This window comes from Streptomyces sp. NPDC031274, assembly GCF_055570235.1.
Map to the genome: position 1 here is coordinate 217,853 of NZ_JBVIHP010000005.1, position 15,585 is coordinate 233,437.

General features: G+C 68.5%; 16 protein-coding genes. 10 read left to right on the plus strand and 6 right to left on the minus strand.

Annotated features, from left to right (window positions below):
• Positions 1-177: 177 nt before the first annotated feature.
• The 5 genes from ACZ5CR_RS11120 to ACZ5CR_RS11140 all read left to right on the plus strand — a co-directional run bounded on the left by ACZ5CR_RS11120 (position 178) and on the right by ACZ5CR_RS11140 (position 6,085).
• Positions 178-3,336, plus strand: a complete 3,159-nt coding sequence (locus ACZ5CR_RS11120; RefSeq protein WP_468855941.1) for a sensor histidine kinase — start codon at positions 178-180, stop codon at positions 3,334-3,336.
• A gap of 10 nt (positions 3,337-3,346) precedes the next feature.
• Positions 3,347-3,760, plus strand: coding sequence for a roadblock/LC7 domain-containing protein (locus ACZ5CR_RS11125; protein WP_135330751.1), 414 nt, complete (start codon positions 3,347-3,349; stop codon positions 3,758-3,760).
• 93 nt (positions 3,761-3,853) lie between these two features.
• Complete coding sequence (locus ACZ5CR_RS11130; RefSeq protein ID WP_468855943.1) at positions 3,854-4,453, plus strand: DUF742 domain-containing protein; 600 nt, start codon at positions 3,854-3,856, stop codon at positions 4,451-4,453.
• Complete coding sequence (locus ACZ5CR_RS11135; RefSeq protein ID WP_190084708.1) at positions 4,434-5,018, plus strand: GTP-binding protein; 585 nt, start codon at positions 4,434-4,436, stop codon at positions 5,016-5,018. Before ACZ5CR_RS11130 ends, ACZ5CR_RS11135 begins: the two co-directional genes overlap by 20 nt.
• Before the next feature lie 251 nt (positions 5,019-5,269).
• On the plus strand, positions 5,270-6,085 hold the full coding sequence (locus tag ACZ5CR_RS11140) for an RNA polymerase sigma factor (protein WP_468855944.1): 816 nt from the start codon (positions 5,270-5,272) through the stop codon (positions 6,083-6,085).
• Here ACZ5CR_RS11140 and ACZ5CR_RS11145 read toward each other — a convergent pair.
• Positions 6,063-6,479: an ATP-binding protein gene (locus ACZ5CR_RS11145; RefSeq protein ID WP_468855946.1), complete on the minus strand. Its 417-nt coding sequence runs from the start codon at positions 6,477-6,479 to the stop codon at positions 6,063-6,065. The two genes, ACZ5CR_RS11140 and ACZ5CR_RS11145, sit on opposite strands and share 23 nt — an antisense overlap.
• 182 nt (positions 6,480-6,661) lie before the next feature.
• On the opposite strand from ACZ5CR_RS11145, the gene ACZ5CR_RS11150 reads away from it, so the two are divergent.
• The 3 genes from ACZ5CR_RS11150 to ACZ5CR_RS11160 are packed head-to-tail and all read left to right on the plus strand — an operon-like array spanning position 6,662 to position 8,012.
• Positions 6,662-7,519 (plus strand): helix-turn-helix domain-containing protein, encoded by an 858-nt coding sequence (locus tag ACZ5CR_RS11150; RefSeq protein WP_468855949.1) that lies wholly within the window; start codon positions 6,662-6,664, stop codon positions 7,517-7,519.
• Positions 7,519-7,761, plus strand: a complete 243-nt coding sequence (locus ACZ5CR_RS11155; RefSeq protein ID WP_468856198.1) for a DUF397 domain-containing protein — start codon at positions 7,519-7,521, stop codon at positions 7,759-7,761. The genes ACZ5CR_RS11150 and ACZ5CR_RS11155 overlap by 1 nt, the downstream gene beginning before the upstream one ends.
• Positions 7,758-8,012, plus strand: a complete 255-nt coding sequence (locus tag ACZ5CR_RS11160; protein ID WP_468855951.1) for a DUF397 domain-containing protein — start codon at positions 7,758-7,760, stop codon at positions 8,010-8,012. Before ACZ5CR_RS11155 ends, ACZ5CR_RS11160 begins: the two co-directional genes overlap by 4 nt.
• Before the next feature lie 87 nt (positions 8,013-8,099).
• On the opposite strand, the gene ACZ5CR_RS11165 is transcribed toward ACZ5CR_RS11160, so the two are convergent.
• Both ACZ5CR_RS11165 and ACZ5CR_RS11170 read right to left on the minus strand, forming a co-directional pair.
• Positions 8,100-8,294, minus strand: a complete 195-nt coding sequence (locus ACZ5CR_RS11165) for an acyl-CoA carboxylase subunit epsilon (RefSeq protein ID WP_383283745.1) — start codon at positions 8,292-8,294, stop codon at positions 8,100-8,102.
• Between the two features lie 56 nt (positions 8,295-8,350).
• Positions 8,351-9,943 (minus strand): acyl-CoA carboxylase subunit beta, encoded by a 1,593-nt coding sequence (locus tag ACZ5CR_RS11170; protein WP_383283742.1) that lies wholly within the window; start codon positions 9,941-9,943, stop codon positions 8,351-8,353.
• Between the two features lie 506 nt (positions 9,944-10,449).
• On the opposite strand from ACZ5CR_RS11170, the gene ACZ5CR_RS11175 reads away from it, so the two are divergent.
• On the plus strand, positions 10,450-11,085 hold the full coding sequence (locus ACZ5CR_RS11175) for a YceI family protein (protein WP_468855954.1): 636 nt from the start codon (positions 10,450-10,452) through the stop codon (positions 11,083-11,085).
• A gap of 191 nt (positions 11,086-11,276) precedes the next feature.
• Here ACZ5CR_RS11175 and ACZ5CR_RS11180 read toward each other — a convergent pair whose 3' ends face one another.
• Positions 11,277-11,801, minus strand: coding sequence for an NADPH-dependent FMN reductase (locus ACZ5CR_RS11180; protein WP_468855956.1), 525 nt, complete (start codon positions 11,799-11,801; stop codon positions 11,277-11,279).
• A gap of 223 nt (positions 11,802-12,024) precedes the next feature.
• Between ACZ5CR_RS11180 and ACZ5CR_RS11185 the strand changes: the two genes are divergently transcribed.
• Positions 12,025-13,005 (plus strand): SDR family NAD(P)-dependent oxidoreductase, encoded by a 981-nt coding sequence (locus ACZ5CR_RS11185; protein WP_468855959.1) that lies wholly within the window; start codon positions 12,025-12,027, stop codon positions 13,003-13,005.
• Positions 13,006-13,161: 156 nt separating this feature from the next.
• Here the strand turns inward: ACZ5CR_RS11185 and ACZ5CR_RS11190 are convergent, their stop codons facing one another.
• Together ACZ5CR_RS11190 and ACZ5CR_RS11195 are read right to left on the minus strand one after the other, a co-directional pair.
• Positions 13,162-14,064, minus strand: a complete 903-nt coding sequence (locus ACZ5CR_RS11190; RefSeq protein ID WP_468855962.1) for an alpha/beta fold hydrolase — start codon at positions 14,062-14,064, stop codon at positions 13,162-13,164.
• Positions 14,065-14,159: 95 nt separating this feature from the next.
• Positions 14,160-15,527: a hypothetical protein gene (locus ACZ5CR_RS11195; protein WP_468855963.1), complete on the minus strand. Its 1,368-nt coding sequence runs from the start codon at positions 15,525-15,527 to the stop codon at positions 14,160-14,162.
• Positions 15,528-15,585 lie beyond the last annotated feature (58 nt).

Genomic DNA, 15,585 nt, shown 5'->3' on the forward strand with positions numbered 1-15,585 from the left:
GGCTCGCTCTATTTGACCGTTTTATCTGAGGCTTACACCACTCTTCACTTGCGCTTCCCACTGTTTGGTAGAGGACCGCCTGACGTGCTGGAATGCGTCGAACTGCCCAGTAGCACGGGCCTTGGAGACGACAGCGGGACCGGTGCAGGTTCCCGCCGCCGAGAGGTTGTTGGTCGAGTGAGGCGAAGCAAGACGAGCCCCGCACCGCCGCATACGCGGGACACGCGGGGCAACTTCACCCCGCCGCCGCGCACAGCGGCGTCCCCCGCCGATGTGCAGGGCATGGAGACGCCGGCTCCCACCGGCGGAAGACTGTCCCCGCGCAACTGGCGCGTGCCGACCCGCCTGAACGCGATCCTCCTCATACCCGTGCTCGTCGGTCTCGTCATGGGCGGCTTCCAGGTCAAGGGCTCGATCGACACCTGGAGCGAGGCCCAGGACGCCGAGGCCACGGCCCGCCTCGTACAGGCCTCTCTGAACTACGGCAACCGCCTCATCGAGGAGCGCGACCTCTCCGCCGCCCCGCTGCTGCGCGGCAAGAAGAACGACCCCGTCGTCGTGAAGGCCCGCAAGGCCACCGACGAGGCCGGGGACAAGTTCGACGCCGCCGCCAAGAACATGCCCAAGAAGGAAGGCCTCGAGCGCCGCCTCAAGGGCTTCCACAAGGTGGAGCCGGGGTTGCAGTCCCTGCGCCAGGCCGCCTACACCTCCAAGCTCTCCGGCGCGCAGACCGAAGAGGGCTACGTCGCCATCCAGCACCCCCTGATGGAGTTCGCCAACGAACTCGGTCTCGGCACCGGCAACATCACCAGCTACGGCCGCACCGTCTACGCGATCTCGCTGACCAAGGCCGCGCTCTCCCTCCAGCGCTCCCTCGGTACGCACCTCCTGGTCGAGCCCGGTCCCACCTCCACGAGCCTCGCCAAGCAGCGCGTGGCGCTCTCCTCGTACGCCTACCTCGAAGGCATCGCCATCGAGGAGTACACGGGCGGCGGCACCCCCGCGGACGTCGCCAAGCTGGAGGCCGCGAAGAAGCAGCTGACGGCCGACGGCGAGAAGCAGGCCAAGCAGGCCGCTGCCGCCGCGAAGGCCAAGGGCGAGACGTTCGTCCCGCCGCCGTCGTCCGAGGCGATGGTCGCGGCCATGACCCAGCTGGAGTCCACGCAGCCCAGCGCCCGGGTCGCCCTCGCCGGCAAGGGCATCACCCCCGAGGCCTGGTGGGCCACCACCAGCGCCAGGTTCGACGCGTACCGCACCATCGAGTCCGACCTGGCCGACAAGGCCGTGGCAGAGGCCTCGGACATCGCGGCCGACGCCCAGCGCACCGCCTACATCAACGGCGCCATCGTCGTGATCGCACTGCTCGCCGCCTTCATCCTGGCCGGGCTCATGGCCCGCCAGATGAGCCGCTCGATGCGCCAGCTGCGTACGGCCGCCTTCAGCATCGCCGAGCAGCGTCTGCCGATGCTGGTCGACCAGCTCTCGCGCACCGACCCCGGCCGCGTCGACACTCGCGTACAGCCCATCCCGATCAACTCCACGGACGAGATCGGCGAGGTCGCCCGCGCCTTCGACCAGGTGCACCGCGAGGCCGTCAGGCTCGCCGCCGAGCAGGCCCTGCTCCGCGGCAACATCAACGCGATCTTCACCAACCTCTCGCAGCGCAACCAGTCCCTGATCGAGGGCCAGCTGACCCTCATCACCGACCTGGAGAACAACGAGGCCGACCCGGACCAGCTGGAGAGCCTCTTCCGCCTGGACCACCTGGCGACCCGTATGCGACGCAACGGCGAGAACCTCCTGGTCCTCTCCGGCGAGGAGCCGGGACGCCGCTGGGACCAGCCGGTCCCGCTGGTCGACGTGCTGCGCGCCGCGTCGTCCGAGGTGGAGCAGTACGAGCGCATCGAGCTTTCGGGCGTCCCGGAGGCCGAGATCCACGGCCTGGCCGTGACCGACCTCGTGCACCTGCTCGCCGAGCTCCTGGAGAACGCCACCACGTTCTCCTCGCCGCAGACCAAGGTCCGCGTCACCGCGACCCGTCTTCCCGACGGCCGCATCATGGTCGAGATCCACGACAAGGGCATCGGCCTCACCGCCGAGGACTTCGCGGACATCAACCACAAGCTGGCCAACCCGCCGACGGTGGACGCCGCGATCTCCCAGCGCATGGGCCTGTTCGTGGTCGGCCGCCTCTCCGACCGGCACGGCATCCGCGTCCAGCTGCGCCCCTCGGGCGAGCAGGCCGGTACGACCTCGCTCGTCATGCTCCCCGACGGGATCACGCACGGCGGCAGCGGCGAGAACCACCTGTCCGACTCCGATTTCACCGTCTCCTCGATCATGCTGGAGCAGCAGACCCCGGATCAGGCGGCGTTCAACCACCCGCCGATACGTACGGCGGCCGAGCTGGGCTTCGACGACAGCCGCTACAACGGCGACGCGGTCGACTCCCAGGATCTCGACCCGGTGGGCCGCTCGCTGATGCGCGAGGAGCGGCGTGCCGCTCTGGAGGCGCAGGCGCAGGGCTTCGAACAGCAGGGCTTCGAGCAGCAGCAGGGTGGCTACGACCCCTCGTACGGGCAGCAGGTCCCGGTGTACGACGAGTACAACCAGGGTCAGCCCGTACAGCAGGCGTACGACGACCCGTACTACCCGGGGCGGGACAGCTACCAGGACGCGCCCTATGCGGAAGCGGGTCAGGACGACAACACCGCTCGTACGGGTGCTGTATCCGAGCCGTTCGTGGCCTATCCGGACCGCTCTCACCAGGACGACTGGCCGACGCGTGGCGGATTCGACGACAGCTCGGGTGCGTATCAGGCCGAGTACTCTCCGGAATCGGAACCTGACTCGGCGGCCCCCGCGAACGGTGCCGAACGCGTAGGCTTCGAGCGTCCCGGACCGGCCCCGTCCGCGGTCCACGACACCACCGCTGCGGGTCTTCCGCGCCGCGGCGCCACCGGTGCGATCAGCAACGGCAGCGTCCCGGCACCGGCCGACACCGCGGACGGCGACAACGACAGCAGCTGGCGTACGTCGTCCAACGACGACCGCTGGCAGCGCGCCGAGTCGCTGAAGGAGCCCAAGGCGGGTGGGATCACCCCGTCCGGTCTCCCGAAGCGGGTACCCAAGGCCAATCTGGTCGAGGGCACGGCGGAGCAGACCCCACAGGGCGGCCCTCAGGTCTCCCGCGACCCCGAGGACGTTCGGGGTCGGCTGAGCAACCTGCGCCGCGGCGTCCAGCGGGGACGCAGCGCAGGCAGTGACACCACGAATGGCCAGGACACCGGTAATCACCGCGGTGGGCCTGACAGCACCTACAACCAGGAGCGTTAGTGTGAGCCCGATGAGCCAGGCGGCGCAGAATCTGAACTGGTTGATCACTAACTTCGTGGACAACACCCCTGGGGTGTCCCACACGGTGGTGGTCTCCGCCGACGGACTCCTTCTGGCGATGTCCGAAGGCTTCCCCCGCGACAGGGCCGACCAGCTCGCGGCTGTCGCGTCCGGTCTGACCTCCCTCACCGCCGGGGCCTCCCGGATCTTCGAGGGCGGTTCCGTGACCCAGACCGTTGTGGAGATGGAGCGAGGATTTCTCTTCCTCATGTCCATTTCTGACGGCTCCTCGCTCGCCGTCCTCGCACACCCGGATGCGGACATCGGTCTCATTGGGTACGAGATGGCACTTCTTGTCGACCGCGCCGGCACCGTACTCACGCCCGACCTGCGTGCGGAGCTGCAGGGGAGCCTTCTCAACTAGTAGACCTACGGTGCGTTTTCGCGCTCCGTGGCCGTAAGGTTTCGGAACGCGGCTCCAGGATGATGGTGCCCGGCACAGTCGGAGGAGGAGTACGTGGCAGGTTCAGGAACACCCCCGGACGGTTCGTCATCGGCCAGCTGGTCGCCTGGTCACGGCCAGGGTCAGGGGCCGCACGACGGGGCGCCGAACCGTTACAACTTCCCCTCCACACCCAGCCAGCACCGCAGGCCTTACCAGCAACCGCAGCAGCCGGGCCCCCGCCAGAGCCCGTACGAGCAGCCTCACACCCCCAGGATCCAGCCAGTGCAACCACAGCGACGCGCCCCTGAACCGGCGCCCGCGGGAGCTGCGAGCAATCCCCTGGTGCGTCCGTACGCCATGACGGGTGGCCGCACCAGGCCCCGCTACCAGCTCGCCATCGAGGCGCTGGTGCACACCACAGCACAACCGCATCAGTTGCAGGGCCAGTTGCCCGAGCATCAGCGGATCTGCAATCTGTGCCGAGAGATCAAGTCAGTCGCTGAGATCTCGGCACTTCTCTCCATTCCCCTCGGCGTCGCCCGAATCCTCGTAGCCGACCTGGCGGAGGCCGGACTTGTCGCCATTCACCAGCCCGGCGGCGACGAGACCGCCGGCGGCCAGCCAGACGTGACACTGCTCGAAAGGGTGCTCAGTGGACTTCGCAAGCTCTAGCGGCGGAGCAACAGCCCGCTCCACCACATCCGCGAAAATCGTGGTGGCGGGCGGCTTCGGCGTGGGCAAGACCACGTTCGTCGGGGCGGTCTCTGAGATCAACCCGCTGCGCACCGAGGCCGTCATGACGTCCGCGTCCGCGGGCATCGACGACCTCACCCACACCGGGGACAAGACCACCACCACGGTGGCCATGGACTTCGGCCGCATCACCCTGGACCAGGACCTGATCCTGTACCTCTTCGGTACGCCGGGACAGGACCGCTTCTGGTTCATGTGGGACGACCTCGTACGCGGCGCGATCGGCGCGGTGGTCCTGGTCGACACGAGGAGGCTCGCCGACTGCTTCCCCGCCGTCGACTACTTCGAGAACTCGGGCCTGCCCTTCGTCATCGCCCTCAACGGCTTCGACGGCCACCAGCCGTACACGCCGGACGAGGTCCGCGAGGCGCTGCAGATCGGCCCGGACACTCCGATCATCACGACGGACGCCCGACACCGTGCGGACGCAAAGAGCGGGTTGATCACGCTCGTGGAGCATGCGCTCATGGCGCGACTTCGGTAACAGACCCGTACACGTCCTACAGTTCGCCCCCGCCGGCATGAGCCGGCGGGGGCGAACTGCTGTGGAGAAATCTCCGGGCGGCCGTCGCCCTGCGTTGCCGGTCGTCGCCTTGTGTTGCACCTTTGGCCAAAACACATACCTGCCGCTGTGATGTTTTCGATGGCACCCTCGCTGGAGGGAGAGGCAGGTTCGCCACCACTCCTGCCTTTCTTCTGTCCTCTGCCGGATCGAGCAGGAAGCGGAGCCCTCACATGAGCCTGTCCCACTCAGGCCGGAGCGCCTACTTGACCGGCGCCCTGACCGCACGGCGGGCGCGGGCGGCACTGGCCGGGCAGGAGAGCCGCTCCGGCGCCCTCCCGGTGGACGACCACCTGGGAGCCACGGTAGCGGCGGCACAGCAGGGGGACGAGGACGCCTTCCGGATGCTCTACCGGTCCTTGCACCCTCAACTGCTCATGTACGCCCAGGGATTGGTGGGTTCGGCGCTCGCGGCAGGCGTCGAGAGCCGGGGGTGGGAGTACATCGCCCGAAATCTGGCCAAGTTCCAGGGGGACGGCGCCGACTTCCGCGGCTGGTGCGCTCTGGTGGTCCGCACCGGAGCCCTGGAACATCCGTGCCGCCAGGACCGGCGACGGCCCGACGACGACGAGGCCGCGCGGCCCGCGGAGCGGACCCTCTCACTCATCGCGCGGCTGCCGCGGGAGCAGGCCGAGGCACTGCTCCTTCTCGTCGTGGTGAGACTCGACCTCCGGCAGGCGGCCGCCGTACTCGGCAGACGGGCGAGAACCGTCCGGACCGCCGCGCACCGGGGCCTGCGCGGACTGGCGATGCTGCTCGGGGGCCCCGCCGTCCCTGAGGTCGCTATCCGGTCAACCGGACCGCAGAGCACCTCCTCCGCAGCGGTACGACAGACACAGACGCGAGAACGGCCAGCAGGAACCAGGAGAGACCACAGAAGAGAGGAAGGTCATGCCGGTATACAGACGAAGACGCCGGCCGACGCATCGCGTCCGGCCGACGTCTGCCCCCCCACCACCGGCCTCGTCAGCCGAACCCGGGCACCTTGAGCTCCGCCCAGACCATCTTGCCGCCGACCGTCGGCTCGACCCCGACGTCGGCCGACAGAGCCGCGACGAGGAACAGCCCACGCCCACTGACCTCGAACAGGTCCGGGACGTCGGTAGGCACCACCGGAAACTCGGTGGAGGTGTCCGTCACCTCCAGGCGCACACCCTCAGCGCCCGTACGACGGATGGCGAACTGGAACGACGAGCACGTGCAGTGCCGCACATTGCTGCACAGCTCGGTGGCCACGAAGGCGCAGTCGTCGACCAGCACCTCCAGGCCCCAATTGCGCAGGCAGGCGCCGACGATCCGACGTATCTGCTCCAGGCAGTGCGGGTCGTACTCCATGCGGACCTCGCAGGATCTGCTGATCACTACGAGTTCTTCCGCGGACATGTTCGGCATTGCCCCTCCGGCACCGCTATAGGTGTCAACTCAACCGAGAAAAAAGGACGTTGGGCACGCATCATGTCGAGGCATCTATCACCTAGGCAAGTATTACGTACCAGCCACATCCTTCAAGACGGGTGCGGCAGATGACAGTTGTCTGGCCGGAAGGCGCGGGACATCATGTGCCCATGCCGCAAAGTGACATGCCCACCATGCGCAGCCGCCGCCTCGGCGCCGAGCTGCGACGACTCCGGTCGGACGCCGGCCTGAAGGTCCAGGACGCGGCCGACGCACTGGAGTGTGGGCAGCCAAAGATCAGCCAGATCGAGACAGGCAAACGAGGCATCCGGCAACTCGACCTCACCACCCTGCTCAGCCTGTACGGGGTGAAGGACGATCAGCAGCGGTCGAACCTGAAGCGGCTCGCCAGGGACATCCACAAGGTCGACTGGTGGTCCGGTCAAGGTCCCCTGCTCAGCGGCGACCTGCGCGACTACCTCACGCTGGAAGCCGACTCCTCACTCATCCGCTCCTACGAGCCGATGGTGCTGCCGGGCCTGCTGCAAACAGAGGCTTACATGCGGGAGATATTCGCCGCGGGGGCCGAAGCGGATCGCATCGAAACCCTTGTGAAGACGCGTATGAGACGCAAGGATCTGCTCCACGGGAACAGTGATTTCCGGCTGCGCGTCATCATCGATGCCCCGGCACTTCACCGCATTCCTGGTCCCACTGAATTGATCCATCAACAATTTCAGCACCTGATCGAAGTGGGAAATCAGGCCAATGTCACTGTTCAGATCCTCCCTCTGAACATCACATTGCCGCTCGCGCAGTACGCTCCGTACACAGTCTTCACCCTGCACGGAGAACTCCCCATAGAGGTGACCTGGCTGGAACACATGACCGGGGGAACATTGCTGGAGCAGCGTCCTGACGTCCAGGTTTACACCAAAGCCTGGGACGATCTGACGGCCGCCGCCCTCTCTCCCGCCGAGTCTCGCCAGTACATCCTTGACCACATGAAAGGAGAAAGCGGGTCGTGATGTCTCGTACATCTACGGCCAGTCCCGCGTTCACAGATACAGAAGAAGAATCAGTGATAGCGAACTGGCACAAGAGCACCTACAGTGGCGCCTCGAACGGCTGCATCGAGCATACGAAGCTTTCGGCCGATCAGCGGGCGATTCGTGACACGAAGAATCGGGAGTTCGGAACACTCGTCTTCGACTCCACCGCGTGGCACGCATTCATCACTGGAATCAACTCCGGGATGCTGCAGATATGAGCACGAACACCGCAAGCGGCACACGCGCCACACAGCGGGAAAAGGCGCTGCTCTACACGCTCGACATCTCTCGCGCCCAGTGGACCAGCACTCCGGGGAGCCCCGTCGAGGGCCCTGTGGAGATCGCCGAGCTGGGGAACGGCGCGGTGGCCCTGCGCAACCCCGCGGACCCCCGCGGCCTCGTCCTGCGCTTCACCGCGGAGGAGTGGTACGCGTTCAAACTCGGGGTGCTTGACGGAGAGTTCGACTGACCTGGCGGGCAGACGCCGAAGGACCCCGCACCAGGGCGGGGTCCTTCGGGATGCCGTTCGGCCTTGCCGGCTGCCTCAGGGCGCCGGTCAGCCCTGCCAGCTGTGCGGGGCACGGAAGCCGGGCGAGCGCTCAAGGCGGCGCCAGCCGGCCTTGTCGCGGCCCCGGCGGGGCGTGGGTGCCTGGGCGGTGGCGGCGGCGCGGGCCAGCAGGATCGCGGTGATGGCGGCGACCTCTTCGGGCTCGGCGTGGCCCTTCTCGACGCGAATGTCGGGGGTAGTCATGTGCAGCGTTCTCCTTGTGGGCTACTGCAGGAATTAACTGCGTGGTTACTGCGCAATTACTGCGGAGGGTTGCCGTGCTTGCGCGACGGCAGATCTGCGTGCTTGTTGCGGAGCATCGCGAGGGAGCTGATCAGCACCTCACGCGTGGCGGCGGGGTCGATCACGTCGTCGACCAGGCCTCGCTCGGCGGCGTAGTAGGGGTGCATCAGCTCGGCCTTGTACTCCTTGACCATCTTCTGACGCATGGCCTCGGGGTCCTCGGCGGCCGCGATCTGGCGCCGGAAGATGACGTTGGCGGCACCCTCGGCGCCCATCACCGCGATCTCGTTCGTGGGCCAGGCATAGGTGAGGTCGGCGCCGATGGACTGGCTGTCCATGACGATGTACGCACCTCCGTACGCCTTGCGCAGGATCAGCGAGATGCGCGGCACCGTGGCGTTGCAGTAGGCGTAGAGCAGTTTGGCGCCGTGCCTGATGATCCCGCCGTGCTCCTGGTCCACGCCCGGCAGGAAGCCGGGCACGTCGAGCAGCGTCACGATCGGGATATTGAAAGCGTCGCACATCTGGACAAAGCGGGCAGCCTTCTCGGAGGCCTCGATGTCCAGGACCCCGGCAAGGGACTGCGGCTGGTTGGCGACGATGCCCACCACCTTGCCGTCCAGACGGGCCAGGGCGCAGATGATGTTGCGGGCCCAGCGCTCGTGGACCTCGAGGTAGTCGCCGTCGTCGACGAGCTCCTCGATGACCTTGGTCATGTCGTACGGACGGTTGCCGTCCGCGGGGACCAAGTCGAGCAGGACGTCCGAGCGGCGGTCCGCCGGGTCGTCCGACTCGTGGGTGGGCGGGTTCTCGCGGTTGTTCGAGGGGAGCATCGCGATGAGGTAGCGGACCTCGGCGAGGCAGGTCTCCTCGTCGTCGTACGCGAAGTGGCAGACGCCCGACGTCTCGGCGTGCACGTCGGCGCCGCCCAGACCGTTCTGGGTGATCTCCTCGCCGGTCACCGCACGCACCACGTCGGGTCCGGTGATGAACATCTGCGAGGTCTCGCGGACCATGAACACGAAGTCCGTCAGGGCGGGCGAGTAGGCGGCGCCGCCCGCGCACGGGCCCAGCATGACGCTGATCTGCGGGATGACGCCGGAAGCCTTGGTATTGCGCTGGAAGATGCCGCCGTACCCGGCGAGCGCGGAGACGCCCTCCTGGATACGGGCGCCGGCGCCGTCGTTCAGCGACACCAGCGGCGCACCGGCCGCGATGGCCATGTCCATGATCTTGTGGATCTTCGTGGCGTGCGCCTCGCCGAGCGCGCCGCCGAAGATGCGGAAGTCGTGGGCGTAGACGAAGACCGTGCGCCCCTCGACCGTGCCCCAGCCGGTGATGACACCGTCGGTGTAGGGCTTCTTGGCCTCAAGGCCGAACCCGGTCGCCCGGTGCCGGCGCAGCTGCTCGACCTCCTGGAACGAACCCGCGTCCAGGAGCAGCTCGATCCGCTCGCGGGCGGTCAGCTTGCCCTTGGCGTGCTGGGCCTTCGTCGCCTTCTCGCTCGGGCCGCGCAGGGCCTCGGCACGAATCGCGTGCAGCTCGGCCACGCGCCCACGCGCGTCGGTGGGCTCGCCCTCGGGAGAAGCGGTGTCGTCCAAAACGGTCATGTAGTGACCATACGAAGTGGGCCTACAGAAACGGACCGTCGACTATGAACAGTCTCCGGCCCGTTTTCCTGGCACCCCTGAACAGAAGGTCACGTCAGTGCGCCCGAAGTGACTGCTCAGAGCCCTGTTCGCCTGTAGGGATTCCACAAAAGCCGACGTGAGATCCACCTCACACCGACCCACTCGGCGAGGGCGCGTCGCAGATAAGTCCCGCGCCAGGCATGCCCGGAGCCAGCGGCCCCAAGGCTCGAACCCTCGGCCCCTCGGGACTTTTTTGCAAGCGACCAAGACCAGGTCCACGGCGGGCCGGAATCCGTGGGCACGGGAGTCGAGGGGCGGCGGGCTCACAGAACGGGCGCTATTGTCGAATCCGGTGTGTGATCAATCGAACACGCTACGCATTAGGTTGAATGTTGAACTGAATGGCGCTAGGGTCAATCTCGTTGAACATTCAACAGACGTAACCCCGTAGCTCGCAGCTCTCAGCTCGCCCTCAAGGAGCAGTCATGGGTCTCTTCGGCCGCAAGAACGAAACCGCCACGTCCTCCGCCACGTCCCCCGAAACCGCCGCCACGGCGTCCACTCCGGTCAACCCGGACCTGGCCGCCCTGACCGGCGAGTACGCGATCGACCCCGCGCACACGTCGATCGGCTTCGTCGCACGCCACGCCATGGTCACCAACGTCAAGGGCTCCTTCACCGACGTCACCGGCACGCTGCACCTGGACGGCACCGACCCGTCCGCGTCGACGGCTTCCATCGACGTGAAGATGGAGAGCATCGACACCGGCAGCGCGGACCGTGACGGTCACCTGAAGAGCGCGGACTTCTTCAAGATCGACGAGTTCCCGGAGATGACGTTCCGGTCCACGAAGGCGGAGGCGCTGGGTGGCGACGACTACCGCATCACCGGTGACCTGACGATCCTCGACACCACCAAGCCGCTCTCCATCGACCTCGAGTTCAACGGCGCGGCCACGGACCCCTTCGGGAACGAGCGGGTCGGCTTCGAGGGCAAGGCGGAGATCCTCCGCTCCGAGTGGGGCCTCACGTGGAACGCCGCGCTTGAGACGGGCGGAGTGCTTGTCTCCGACAAGATCAAGCTGAGCTTCGACATCTCCGCGATCAAGTCTGGCTCCTGAGGTTGGCTGGCCCCTGCGGTTGGCTGGCCCCTGCGGTTGGCTGGCTCCTGAGCCTCGGGCGTTCTGTGCCGCTGCTTCGCGGCGGATGCTTTCCGCCCGCCCACCCGATTGCCCCGCATGCAGGGCGGGGCGGACGGTGGCTTGGCTGTCGGCGCGGGTGCGGGGGGGCAGCGTCGTGTGGGCTTCATGCCCTATCGCAGCAACTGGCCCAACACCTCCACCAGTTGCTCCCTCACCGTCGCGTCCGTGATGATGCCGTTCTCACCCACCGTCTCCCGGACCACCGGGATCCGGACACAGGCCTCCTCCACTACGGCCGCCCCCGTGTAACCGAGCACCGCCCGCAAAGTGGCCGCCGCGCCCTCTCCTCGCCCCGATGCCGCCGCGTTCACCCAGGCGACGGGCTTGTCCGAGATCTCCGTGCCGCCGACCGTCCAGTCGAGCAGGTTCTTGAACGAGCCGGGCAGGGTTCCCGCGTACTCCGGCGTGCAGACCAGGATCGCCGCCGCTTCGTCGATCGCCGCACGCAGCTCCGCCACCGACGGCGGCAGGGGGTCCGTGTCGTCGTCGGGGTTGAAGTGGGGCAGCGTCGCGAGGCCTTCGTAGCGCAGGGTGCGTACGTTCGAGGGGGCCACGTCTTGCGCGGTGCGCAGCACGGCCTCGTTGGAGGAACCGGCGCGCAGGCTTCCGGACAGCAGCAGGAGCATGGAGGACATCCGCCGAACGTACCGCCTCTCCCCTACCCGTCCGGCCCTCCGGCGCCTCCTATCGGCACCGCCTATACGGCTCGGGCCGTGAGCTCGCTGGGAGGAGCGGCGGCTCGCCGTCTACGGGGGCTACGCTCCCGCCTGTCGCAGTGCGCCCGGCCGGACATCGCTGCCGAGCGCCGGGCAGAGACACCTTGCCCTAGAGTGCGGTCCAGCTTCTAGCCTCGCGCTCATGACCACACGACAAGAGCAACAGCGCGGGATTGACAGCGGGTTCGGGGCGGCGAGCACAGCGGACGACGTACTCGACGGGATCGATCTCTCGGGCAAGGTGGCGCTGGTCACCGGCGGCTACTCGGGTCTCGGCCTGGAGATCACCCGGGCGCTCGCCCGGGCTGGCGCGCACGTCATCGTCCCCGCGCGCAGGCCGGGCGCGGCGGAGGAAGCGCTGCGGGGCACGGCCCGCGTAGAGGTGCAGGCGCTGGATCTGGCGGACCAGGACAGCGTCAGGCGCTTCGCGGACCGCTTCCTCGCGACGACGCACCGCACCCTCGACATCCTCATCAACAACGCGGGCGTCATGGCCTGCCCCGAGAGCCGCGTCGGCCCTGACGGCGCCTGGGAGTCCCACTTCGCGATCAACCACCTGGGCCACTTCGCCCTGGTAAACCGCCTCTACCCGGCGCTGAGTCCGGGCACCGCGCGCGTGGTCTCCGTGGCCTCGTCCGGGCATTTCCTCTCCGACATCCGCTGGGCGGACCCGCACTTCCAGCAGGGCTACGACCGCTGGCTCGCCTACGCCCAGTCCAAGACGGCGAACGCGCTCTTCGCCGTCCACCTCGACTCCCTGAGCACGGCCGAAACCGGCGTACGCGCCTTCTCCGTACATCCGGGCAGCATCCTGACGCCCCTCCAGCGCCACATCCCCCGCGAGGAGCAAGTCGCGCAGGGCTGGATGTCCGCCGACGGCACCCCGGCACGAGGCTTCAAGACCCCCGCGCAGGGGGCGGCCACCGCGGTCTGGGCGGCGACGTCACCGCTTCTCGCCACTCATGGCGGCGCGTACTGCCAGAACTGCGACATCGCCGAGCCCGCCACGACGGAGGACATGCTGATCGGCGGTGTCAAACCCTGGGCGACGGACCCGGAGGCCGCGGCCCGCCTCTGGCAACTCTCCGCGGACCTCACGGGGTTGGGCGGCCTGGGATCATGAGGGCATGACCCGGACCCGGACCCGGACCGGACCCGGACCCGCCATGAGTGGATCACCGTCGCCGCGTACGAGAACATCTCCGGCGCCCTGCCGCCGCTTGCCGCTTGCCGCTCTCCGCGCTTGACCGCGTGAGCGGGGCATCGACTGGGGGCGCGGCTAGGAAACGGTCGTGGAGTCGGCGTGGTCCAGGATCGCTTCCGCGAGCGGGGCCTGCACCGCCGGGGGCAGTGCGTGGCCCATGCCCGCGATCTCCACCACCCGCGCGCCGCCGCCGATGACCTGTGCCAGGTGGTACGGATGCGGGGGCGGGAACACCGGCTCGGCCGAGGCGGAGACGACGAGTGTGGGGACCTTCGAGTCGGCCAGTTCGTCGGTGCGGAGCATGTGGGAGTCGTCGGCTCGGCCGTGGGCCGTCGAGGCGACGTGGGTACCGGTGTGCTCGATGATCCGGCGCTCCAGATCGCGGAAGTACGGTGCCCCGAAGGGGAGTTGGCCGCCGTTCAGGACGCGCCAGTGCTCCACCCGGCGGTCCAGTTCGGCCTCCAGGCCCTTGTCCTCGAACGGGCGCGACCACATCTCCAGGACTTCCGGAGCGATGCCGGGGAGTTCGCCGACCGGGACTTCGGTTCCGTCCGGGGCCGCGTACGGGGTCTCGCTGAGCGCGCACGTGCCGATCAGCGTGGCGCTGAGGACGCACTCGGGGCGGTCGGCCAGGACCAGCTGGGTCAGCATGCCGCCCAGTGACATGCCCACCAGATGCGCCCGCTCGACACCGAGGCCGTCCAGGACCGCCACGGCGTCCCGCGCCAAGTCGGTGATGGGGTAAGGGTGTTGATCGAAGGTGGAGGTGGAGCGGCCCGTGTCCCGGTGGTCGTAGCGGATGACCTGGTACCGGGCGGCAAGCGCGTCGACGAAGGCGTCGGGCCAGCCGAGGCCCGAAGCCTGGGCGCCCATGACCAGCAGCAGCGCGGGGCCCTCCGGCGCGCCGCGCCGCTCCGTCCACAGGCGGATGCCGGGGGCGACTTCTACGTACTCCTGCTGTCGCGACTGTTGCCGCACGAGCGACCTCCCGAGTCAACTGAACATTGCGAGACGATACGTAGCGTCTCGCAATCTCTCCGTCCCGTCAACCGTTGCCCCGCCCCCTCCTCTCTCTAGAACCCGCCGCCACCGAAGTCGCCGCCACCCCCGAAGTCCCCACCGCCACCGAAACCGCCGCCGAAGTCCCCGGGGTCGAAGTCCGACCCCGAGTAGTCCCCGCCGTCGTACCCGGACCCGCCACCGAAGTCCCCGTACCCGGAGCCGTAGTCCGCGCCGTACGCCGGGCTCGCCATCATTCCGCCCAGCATCGTGCCGACCAGGAGGCCCGGCAGGATGCCGCCGCCGAAGTAGCCGCCCGCCCAAGGGCCGTACGCCGGGCCCGCCTCCCAGTACGGGCGGCGCTCCCCCGACTCCGTGGCCACCGTGCGCGCCAGTGGTTCCTCGCCGTCGGCCAGGCGTGTCGCGTCCGCCTGGCAGACCGGGACCGTGCGCTCGGCCCCGGACGGCGGCGCCCACTGCGCGTCCTTCACCGACGGGCCGTGTCGCGGGTCGAAGAAGCAGGGAGCGCGGCGCTCCGGCAGGGGGCGGCCCTCCCGGCGTGCGGCGAGGAGGGCGAGCGAGAAGCGGCCGTCCTCAAGGGACTGGGTGACTCCCCGTACGTCCTCGGGGCGCTCCGCGGCCGCCATGAACGACTTCGCCTTCTCGTACGAGTCGAGCGCCCGTTCGTAGTCGGCGCGCATCGCGTCGTCCGCGCCCGCCTCTGCGGGGTGGAAGTCGAGGCGGTCCAGCTCCTCGCCGTACGCCGTGATGTCCTCGTCCACCACGACCCGCAGCTTCTCCAGCGCCGCCCGCTGCTCGTCGGCCCGCCGCCGCCGGTTCCGCCGGACCACCGCGTACGTCGCCCCGGCACCCGCCACGAGCACCGCACCGACACCGATCAGGCTGCCCACGTTGACGCCGTCGTCAGAACCGGAACCGCCGCCCCACGAGTCGGGCGCCGAGCCGCGGGCGTCCTTCACCGCCTGGTCGACGAAGGCGTTCAGCTGGGCCTTGGTGTCGGCCTCGTCCCCGTACGTCGTGACGAGGTTGGAGACGGCGTCGCTGCTCAGCACCTGCTGATCGGCCTTCGCGTCGAAGGCGTCACCGAGCCGGATCCCGTACACGCCCGTCACACCGGTCTCGGTGCGCAGCTTCTTGAAGAGGGCCTTCTTCGGGAAGTCCGCGGGCAGCACCGCCACGAAGACCGGCTTGTCGGCGTCCTTGATCTTCTGCGCGAGGGCGTTCGCCTCGGCCCCGGACAGCTGGTCCGACACGGCCGGGTCCACGTACACCGGGCTCTTCTCCCAGGCGTCGGCCACGGCCGGGACGCTCGCGGCCGATACGGCGGCCGCAGCTCCGGGCGCCGCCGTGAACGACACGGCGCCCAGAGCCACGAGAAGCCCGGACAGCGCGACAGTGAATCGCTTGGTCCCATTCCTCATACATCGAAGCTAACCCAGTCGGGCGTCCGACGGCGGCCCCGGGCCGACCCGGTTTCGC